General features: G+C 68.0%; 9 protein-coding genes. 7 read left to right on the top strand and 2 right to left on the bottom strand.

The genetic code is table 11. The features are described 5' to 3' along the window. Positions 1 to 332 precede the first annotated feature (332 nt). Positions 333 to 1,340 (bottom strand): S-layer glycoprotein N-glycosyltransferase AglJ, encoded by a 1,008-nt coding sequence (aglJ, locus tag EXE47_RS18105; RefSeq protein ID WP_137708619.1) that lies wholly within the window; start codon positions 1,338 to 1,340, stop codon positions 333 to 335. A gap of 148 nt (positions 1,341 to 1,488) precedes the next feature. Between aglJ and EXE47_RS18110 the strand changes: the two genes are divergently transcribed. After that, positions 1,489 to 1,869, top strand: a complete 381-nt coding sequence (locus tag EXE47_RS18110) for a hypothetical protein (RefSeq protein WP_089307909.1) — start codon at positions 1,489 to 1,491, stop codon at positions 1,867 to 1,869. A 54-nt stretch (positions 1,870 to 1,923) separates the two neighbouring features. Here the strand turns inward: EXE47_RS18110 and EXE47_RS18115 are convergent, their stop codons facing one another. Beyond that, positions 1,924 to 2,283, bottom strand: a complete 360-nt coding sequence (locus tag EXE47_RS18115) for a response regulator (protein ID WP_086215864.1) — start codon at positions 2,281 to 2,283, stop codon at positions 1,924 to 1,926. Between the two features lie 176 nt (positions 2,284 to 2,459). Here EXE47_RS18115 and EXE47_RS18120 point away from each other — a divergent pair, with 176 nt between their 5' ends. From EXE47_RS18120 to EXE47_RS18145, 6 genes are all read left to right on the top strand, one after another. After that, positions 2,460 to 3,491 carry a phosphate uptake regulator PhoU gene (locus EXE47_RS18120; protein WP_049931258.1) on the top strand — a complete coding sequence of 344 codons (1,032 nt, stop codon included), beginning with the start codon at positions 2,460 to 2,462 and terminating at the stop codon, positions 3,489 to 3,491. Positions 3,492 to 3,591: 100 nt separating this feature from the next. Continuing rightward, positions 3,592 to 3,774 (top strand): hypothetical protein, encoded by a 183-nt coding sequence (locus tag EXE47_RS18125; protein WP_049931257.1) that lies wholly within the window; start codon positions 3,592 to 3,594, stop codon positions 3,772 to 3,774. Between the two features lie 80 nt (positions 3,775 to 3,854). After that, the gene (locus EXE47_RS18130) at positions 3,855 to 4,082 is read left to right on the top strand and encodes a hypothetical protein (RefSeq protein ID WP_004598402.1); all 228 of its coding nucleotides are present in this window, start codon (positions 3,855 to 3,857) and stop codon (positions 4,080 to 4,082) included. Between the two features lie 96 nt (positions 4,083 to 4,178). Next, positions 4,179 to 4,610: a CoxG family protein gene (locus tag EXE47_RS18135; RefSeq protein WP_049931256.1), complete on the top strand. Its 432-nt coding sequence runs from the start codon at positions 4,179 to 4,181 to the stop codon at positions 4,608 to 4,610. Continuing rightward, positions 4,607 to 5,413, top strand: coding sequence for a carbon-nitrogen family hydrolase (locus EXE47_RS18140; protein ID WP_049931255.1), 807 nt, complete (start codon positions 4,607 to 4,609; stop codon positions 5,411 to 5,413). Before EXE47_RS18135 ends, EXE47_RS18140 begins: the two co-directional genes overlap by 4 nt. Before the next feature lie 636 nt (positions 5,414 to 6,049). After that, positions 6,050 to 7,090 (top strand): presenilin family intramembrane aspartyl protease PSH, encoded by a 1,041-nt coding sequence (locus tag EXE47_RS18145; RefSeq protein ID WP_094519233.1) that lies wholly within the window; start codon positions 6,050 to 6,052, stop codon positions 7,088 to 7,090. Positions 7,091 to 7,361 lie beyond the last annotated feature (271 nt).

Here is a 7,361-nt window from a genome sequence, read left to right on the forward strand (position 1 = left end):
GTAAGATTGTGTGTATAAAAAACTTCAGACTTATGGATAGTTGTTAGGGACGATCATCTTACATCCGTGTTAGTGATCGCCGGTCTTAGAGACGTATTCATGATTGGAACGCACATTTTACCGGAAATATGGTTTTCTGTCCCTCTCGGAAGCGAAACGTAGACAGCGTCTCTCCCGTCATCGCGGCGTGCGAGTCGGCTTCGGTCGTCTGCCCTCGCGAGGCGGATCGCCGTCCGCCGCTCTCCGGTTCGGGGTTCGTCGGTCGTCCTCGCTCTCCCCGGCTTAACCGTCGCGTCGGTCTCGCTCGCTGACCGCGTCAGGCTCTCGGCGGGTCACCGCTCCGGTTCTCTCGCTTCGGGAGTTTCGTCCGGTCTGGAGGCCTCCCCGCCGTCGCCGGCCGCCGCAGAGCCCCCTGTCGCTCCGCCGCCGACGGCCCGCTCGTAGCGTGCGATTTGCTCGCGGTGGAGGGTGTGGATCATATCGGCGAGGAAGCCGAACACGAGCAGCTGGATCCCGAGGATCGTCGCGCCGACCGCGCCGACGGCGACCACCTCGTGACTGATCCCGAACGCGAGGTACCGGTACAGCACGAATGACGCCATCGCGATTCCCGCTGCCGTCGACGCCACGCCGACGCTCCCGAAGTAGAACAGCGGGTTGTTCGTCTTGGCCTTCCGGTACAGCTCTAGGAAGATCACCCCGCCGTCCCGGACAGGGTGGAGGTTCGTCGCGGAGCCGCCGGGCCGCTCTCGGTACGTGATCGGGACCACGGCGACCGGGACGCGGTTCTTCACGCACTCGACGGCCATCTCGGTCTCGATACCGAACCCGTCCGCGGTGAGGTGGAGTCGCAGGAACGACTCGCGGGTGAACGCGCGGTATCCCGAGAGGATATCGCCGTAGTCCTCGCGGTGGATCGCCCGGAACGCGAGGTTGATCAGGTGGTTGCCGACCCGGTTCAGGCGCGTCATCGAACCCGGGCGCATGTCCGCGAAGCGATCGCCGACGACGTGTTCGGCCTCGCCGTCGAAGAGCGGGTCGAGCATCGCCGCCGCGTCGTCCGCGTCGTACGTGGCGTCGGCGTCCGCCATCAGCACGTACGGGGCCTCGACGTGGTCGCGGACCGCCTCCCTGACCGCCTGCCCCTTCCCGCGGCCGGACTGTTCGACGACGCGCGCGCCGGAATCGCGGGCGATCGACTGCGTGTCGTCCGTCGAGCCGCCGTCGATAACCAAGACGTTCTCGAATCCGGCGTCCCGGAAGTCCGCGACGACGCGTGCGACCGTCTCGGCCTCGTTCATCGTCGGCAACAGGACGCAGACGCCGTCGTGATCGGTCATCAGACGAGCGATCACGGGGGAGTCGCTAAACTCTGTCCCTCCTCGCCGCCGCGACGGTCCCCTCCGGGCGTCGTCGCCTTCGCCGGCGCCGCGTCCGTGGGTGCCGCGACCACCCACACTCATGTATGTGAACACTGATCATGTGTGTATGTCTCAGCCCTCGGACGTACGCGTCGACGAACTGCTCAGCGCCGCTCGCACGGCGACGGGCGACGAACTGCGGAGCCTCACTTACTTCACGCACGACGACATCGACCAGCTGTACCTCCGCAGCGACCTGAGCCAGACCGCCGATCTCGTCGGCTTCGCCGAGAACGAGCGACAGGGGTTCCACGCGCAGTCGATGTACGCGGACACCCAACTCGGCGACTACCGGTTCACGGTTCGCGTGTTCGTGAACGGCTACCTCACGCGCGTGATCGCGAACGACCACGGCGTCTGGGCGACCACCGACTCGATGGAGATAGACCGGTTTGAGGAACTCGCGAGCGCGCTCGCAGCGATCCTCCGCTCGTTCGACCCCGCCTGACCGTCCCCGCGGGAGCACACTTCTCCTCGTCGAGACTCGACTCCGAAAGGGCGTTTACCCGAGGTGGCTCTCGAACTCGCCGACCAGTTCCGCAGCGTCGACCGGCTTCGTCACGTAGCCGTCGGCGCCCGCCTTCACCGCCTCCATCATCTTCTCCTGTTGGTCGACGCTCGTACACATCACGATCACCGCGTCGGGCCACCGGTCTTTGATCGCCGCGGTCGCCTCGATCCCGGTCATCTCCGGCATCACGACGTCCATGGACACCGCGTCCGGCTCGTACGCCTCGAACAGCTCGACCGCCTCAGCGCCGTTTTCCGCCTCGTCGACGACCTCGAACCGGTCTTCCAGCGCGTCGCGGACGACGGTCCGCTGGAAGGAGGAGTCGTCGACGACGAGTACCCGCTCGGTCATACCATCTCTCCCTTCCTGACCGACATAAACGCGCGGATCGAACGCGCTGTTGCGCGGTCGACGGACGCGGTCGACATCCGTCGGCCTTCGGCCCGGCTCGATCACCTTGTATATTCGATGCTGCGTATAATGAACATGGGAACAAGGTTAAGGTCTATCCCGCGATACGGTGGCGTATGGAAACGCGGAAGGTCCAACGGTTGGGGCCGTCGACGCTGGCGATGACCCTTCCGGCCGAGTGGGCGCAGGAACACGGCGTGAACAAAGGCGACGAGGTGTCGCTCCGAATGGGTGGGAAGGGGACCCTCACGGTGCTTCCCGAGTCTGTGAGCTCCGAGGAGTCCGAGGCGGTGATCAACGCCGACGCGCTCGACGCGCGCTCGCTCGAACGCGCGATCGTCGCGCAGTACGTGCTGGGGCGGCGCGTGATCCACGTCCGCAGCGAGGGCGCGCTCGACAGCGAACACATCAACGCCGTCTACAAGGCGGAGACCCAGCTGATGGGGCTCGGCGTCATCGAGGAGACGCCCGAGGACATCTCGATCCGCTGCTCCGTCGACCCCGAGGACTTCACCCTCGACAACCTCCTCGAACGGCTGGAGAACACCGGCTCCACCATGCGCGGCGAGGGCGTGAAGGCGCTCGCGCACGGCAACCCCGACCTCGCGCAGCGCGCGCTCAACCGCGAGCGGCAGGCGAACAAGATCTTCGTCCTCCTGTTGCGGCTCATCTTCACCGCCTACCAGAACCCGAACCTCGCGCGCGCCGTGGGCTTGGAAGAGGGGTTCCCGCTCATCGGCTACCGCTCCGTCGCGAAGAACCTCGAACTCACCGCCGACAACGCGGAGGACATCGCCGAGATCGTGATGGAGGCCGACGGGCACACCCTCGACGTCGACAGCGCGACGATGCGGCAGATCCGCGAGTTCACCGATCAGGTGGACGAGCTGACCGCGCTCGCGGTCCGCGCCGTCGTCGAGCGCGACTACGACCTCACCGTCGAGTGCCGCGACCTGTTCTCGCGGCTGGAGGACCGCGAACAGGAGATCCTCGACGAGCTGCCGAACGACCTGGACAACGAGACGCTGCTCATGACCCGCGAGGTGCTCGTCAGTCTCCAGCACACCGCCGAGTACGCCATGCGGAACGCCGAGATCGCCGCGAATCTCGCCCTCAACGAGGCGTCCGAACACGTCGAGATCATCTGAGGCGGGCGTGGCGCCTGCGTCACGGCTGCCTCCGGTGACTACCAGCCGTCGGCGTCACGCGGTTCGTATGAACTAAGTGGCCCCCCGCGAAGCGGTTCGTATGAGCGAGGCTTCCATCGAATCGGACAAAGAGGTCGGCGTCGCGCTCGCGCTCGGCGCCGTCGCGGCCGTCAGCGCCGTGGTGATGCTAGCGTACCCGGGGCAGCTCGGGAAAGCGTGGGGGTTCGCGGGCGCGTTCGTCTTCGCGACGCTCGCCGTCGGCGCGGTTCAGTTGTTCAGCTGACCGGGCGCTCCCCGCCGTCGACCGGCCGTCCGGTTCCAGAACGAGAAACCGTTAATAGCGTCAGACGCGTAGACGGGACAATGAGCGAGTACACCGAGGAGGAACAGCGGATCCTCGCGTACCTCACGGACAGCGTCACCCGTGGTGAGCGGTACGTTCGCTCGAAGACGATCGCCGACGCGATCGGACTCACCGCGAAACAGGTCGGTTCGCGGCTCCCCCGCCTCGCCGAGAAGTCGGACGACGTCGACATCGAGAAGTGGGGTCGCGCCAAGTCGACGACCTGGCGCGTGACGCCCGACGGGTGAGGCTCGCGCCGGCGATCCCCCGGCGCCCCGCCCCGTCCTTCGCGGTCGACTCCGTCGACGCGCAATTTTAACACCCGTAGCCCTAAACGGAGACGTATGACCGTTCGAGTCTCCCGGACGTTCGAGTTCGACGCGCCGCCAGCCGACGTGTGGGCGTTCATCTCGGACGCGGAGCAGCGCGCGGGCGCCATCAGCGTGGTCGACTCCTTCGAAGTTCACGACGACCGAACCGCGACCTGGCACGTCGCGCTCCCGATACCGATGATCCGCTCGACGATCGACGTCGAGACGGAGGAGGTCGCGCGCGACCCGCCGAACCGAGTGAAGTTCGTCGGGAAGTCGCGGGCGTTCCGCGTGACCGGAGAACACGAGATCACCGAGACCGACGACGGCGGCTGTCGGCTCGCCAACGAGTTCGTCGTCGACGGGAGCCTCCCGGGCGTCGAGTCCTTCTTCAAGCGCAACTTCGACGCCGAACTGGACAACTTGGAGGACGCGCTCCGGGCCTCGCTCGCCTCGCCGGCATGAGGCTCGCCGGCGTCCAGCTGGCGGTCGAGGGCGGCGACGTCGAGGCGAACGTCGCGCGGGCGCTCGACCGCGTCCGGGGGGCCGCCGCCGAGGGCGCGGACCTCGTCGTCCTCCCCGAGCTGTTCGACGTCGGGTACTTCGCGTTCGACTCGTACGGCCGCGCCGCGGAGAGCCTCGCCGGCGACCGCCTCGCCCGGTTCGCGGCCGCGGCCGACGCGAACGACGTGGCCGTGCTCGCCGGCACGGTCGTCGAGGACCTGTCGGCGTCGGCCGCGGACGGGTTGGCGGTCCCGGCCGAGTCCGGGCTCGCGAATGCCGCGGTGCTTTTCGACGCCGACGGCGAGCGCCGGCTCGTCTACCGGAAGCGGCACCTGTTCGGCTACGGCTCCGAGGAGACGGACCGGATGGTGCCCGGCGAGCGGACGCCGGTGGTCGACCTCGCGGGCGTCACGGTCGGGGTGACGACCTGCTACGACCTCCGATTCCCGGAACAGTTCCGCGCGATGGCCGATCGGGGCGTCGAGTGCGTGCTGGTCCCGAGCGCGTGGCCGTATCCGCGGATCGAGCACTGGCGGACGCTCGGACGGGCGCGGGCCATCGAGAACCTGACGTACGTCGCCGCGGTCAACGGGAGCGGTCGGTTCGGTGACGACGAACTCTGCGGGCGGAGCGCGGTGTACGACCCGTGGGGGACCGCGCTCGCGTCGGTCGGCGACGAACCGGGCGTCGTCACCGCCGCCGTGGACCCCGAGCGGGTCGCGACGGTCCGCGAGGAGTTCCCCGCGCTCCGCGACCGTCGCTGAGCCGGCTCGCGGCGCGTCGTCTCCCGCGACGAACGCCCCCTCGACCGGATCCGGATCTCACACATTTATACGCGTGAGGCACGTACCCTATTTTGCCGAAGACCGACGCTTTTCTCGTTGGAATTCGGCGTTAATCGATCCGCGCGCCCGTCCCGACCGCTTGGGCGGCGACGCCGACGACAGCCCGGGGGTCCGCTGTCCGGCCGCCGCCCGCCGCCTCTCGCCGCCGCCTCGCCTTTCGCCCATCGCTCCTCGACTCCTCCCCTTTCGCCCACCGCTCCTCGACTCATCTCCTTCCGTCATCTCCAAGCCGTGAGCCTCCGCCACGGCTCATCGTCCGGTCCGCCAATGAAAATATCCGTGCTGATAACTCGGGCGATACGTTCTTACGTCGCTCGGCTGAGTAGGTAAATGCCGCGGACGAATCCGGCCGGCCCCATCCCGTTTCGGGCGGGCCGGCCGGCCACTCGCTTCCACCGTCCGTCGTCCGTCGGCTTGGGTTCGGGTCCACCCGCTCCCACACCGAGCCCGAACCCGTTTCTGTGCGCCGCCGATTCCTCGATAGCGGTCGGTACCGTCGGCGCCCGCGGCCCGAAGCGCAAGGACGAAACCCTCGGCCGACGAACCGACGGTCGAATGTTCCCCCGCGAGTACCGCGGCGTCGCCTTCGTGGTCGGGCTGTTCCTGGTCGTTCAGGTGGGCGCGCTGGCGCTGGTCCCGGAGTTCGCCGCGAGCGGTTATCAGGCGGTCGAGAACCCCGACAACCCCGCGAACAGCGTGCTGTACGTCGTCGCCATCGTCGCGATGACCGGAGTGATGCTGGCGGCGTTCCGGTACGACTTCGACGGGGCGATCCGGCTGCTGATCGTCGGCGTCTCGGCGTGGCTCTCGTGGTACGTGTTCTCCGCGCTCGTCCCGCCGCTCGCGGCGGCCGTCCCCGCGGTCGCGGTCGCAGTCGGCCTGCTCGTCCACCCCGAGTGGTACGTGATCGACACCGCGGGGGTGTTGATGGGCGCGGGCGCCGCCGGGCTGTTCGGTATCTCCTTCGGCCTGTTGCCCGCGCTGATCCTCCTCGCCGTCCTCGCCGTCTACGACGCGGTCTCCGTCTACGGCACCGAACACATGCTGTCGCTCGCGGAGGGCGTGATGGACCTGAACATCCCGGTCGTGCTGGTGATCCCGCTGTCGGTGTCGTACTCCCTGCTCGACGGAGAGGCGGCCAGCGACGAGGCCGCGGGGGTCGACGCGGACGAGGAGGTCGATGCGGACAGCGAAACCGACGCGGAAGCGGAAGGCGATGTAGACGCGGCGGCTGACACGAGCCCGGACGCTGACGCGGCAGGCGAGGTTCCGGACTCGCCCGAGCCGGGCGACCGCGACGCCTTCTTCATCGGTCTCGGCGACGCCGTCATCCCGACGGTGCTGATCGCCAGCGCGGCGACGTTCTCACCGGCCGCGAACCTCGCCGTCCCCCTCCTCGGCGTCAACCTCCCCGCGCTGCTCGCGATGGTCGGGACCCTCGGCGGGCTGCTCGTCCTCATGCGGTGGGTGATTCGGGGGCGAGCGCACGCGGGGCTCCCGCTGTTGAACGGCGGCGCGATCGGTGGGTATCTGATCGGTTCGATCGCCGCCGGGGTCCCGCTCCTCGAAGCGCTGGGGCTCGCGACGTTCTTTTAATTCGGCTCGGGTGTAGCGGTTCGTCCGTCCGCGTGAACGCCCGAAACCTCGACTTCTCGGCCGTCTGTTGGCCTCGTTTATTAGCGCCTATCTGAGGTGACCACCGCCGGAGCCCCAGCCGCGGGGCGGGCAGACGCTCGCTGTCGTTCGAGACGCCGAAGGCGTCTCGTGACGACGAGAGAGCTTCGCTCTCTCGAACCACGCTCCTCGTCGCTCGCTTCACTCGCCCCTGCGGCGCTTGCGTCGCCTCTGCCCGCCCCACGACTGCCTC

The organism is Halorubrum sp. GN12_10-3_MGM, assembly GCF_005435235.1.
Classification (GTDB): Archaea; Halobacteriota; Halobacteria; order Halobacteriales; family Haloferacaceae; genus Halorubrum; species Halorubrum ezzemoulense.

Bases quoted from the DNA above. Each gene is read 5' to 3' on its own strand.
- EXE47_RS18110 (WP_089307909.1), top strand. From the start codon at position 1,489: ATGTCTCAGCCCTCGGACGTACGCGTCGACGAACTGCTCAGCGCCGCT.
- EXE47_RS18115 (WP_086215864.1), bottom strand. From the start codon at position 2,283: ATGACCGAGCGGGTACTCGTCGTCGACGACTCCTCCTTCCAGCGGACC.
- EXE47_RS18135 (WP_049931256.1), top strand. From the start codon at position 4,179: ATGACCGTTCGAGTCTCCCGGACGTTCGAGTTCGACGCGCCGCCAGCC.
- EXE47_RS18125 (WP_049931257.1), top strand. From the start codon at position 3,592: ATGAGCGAGGCTTCCATCGAATCGGACAAAGAGGTCGGCGTCGCGCTC.
- EXE47_RS18130 (WP_004598402.1), top strand. From the start codon at position 3,855: ATGAGCGAGTACACCGAGGAGGAACAGCGGATCCTCGCGTACCTCACG.
- EXE47_RS18145 (WP_094519233.1), top strand. From the start codon at position 6,050: ATGTTCCCCCGCGAGTACCGCGGCGTCGCCTTCGTGGTCGGGCTGTTC.
- EXE47_RS18140 (WP_049931255.1), top strand. From the start codon at position 4,607: ATGAGGCTCGCCGGCGTCCAGCTGGCGGTCGAGGGCGGCGACGTCGAG.
- EXE47_RS18120 (WP_049931258.1), top strand. From the start codon at position 2,460: ATGGAAACGCGGAAGGTCCAACGGTTGGGGCCGTCGACGCTGGCGATG.
- aglJ (WP_137708619.1), bottom strand. From the start codon at position 1,340: ATGACCGATCACGACGGCGTCTGCGTCCTGTTGCCGACGATGAACGAG.